This window comes from Bacillus sp. 05T21, assembly GCF_056396785.1.
The window spans coordinates 1-367 of the sequence record NZ_JBFTMD010000117.1 but is presented as its reverse complement, the minus strand read 5'-3'; the positions used below and the strand labels follow the sequence as shown (position 1 = coordinate 367).

Here is a 367-nt window from a genome sequence, read left to right as displayed (position 1 = left end):
ACGGGTGCTACTGGTTCCACTGGTCCTAGAGGTAACACGGGTGCTACCGGTTCCACTGGACCTCAAGGCGTTCAAGGTAACACAGGTGCTACCGGTTCCACTGGACCTCAAGGTGCGCAAGGTAACACGGGTGCTACTGGACCTCAAGGTACGCAAGGTAACACGGGTGCTACTGGACCTCAAGGTACGCAAGGTAACACGGGTGCTACTGGACCTCAAGGTCTTCAAGGTAACACGGGTGCTACCGGACCTCAAGGTGCGCAAGGTAACACGGGCGCTACCGGTGCCACTGGACCTCAAGGCGTTCAAGGTAACACGGGTGCTACTGGACCTCAAGGTACGCAAGGTAACACGGGTGCTACTGGAC

At 57.5% G+C, this 367-nt stretch carries 1 pseudogene; it reads left to right on the top strand.

Annotation, left to right across the window (positions count from 1 at the left end):
• Nucleotides 1-367, top strand: a pseudogene (locus tag AC1DKZ_RS33160) (Gly-Xaa-Xaa repeat protein); the annotation flags it as partial.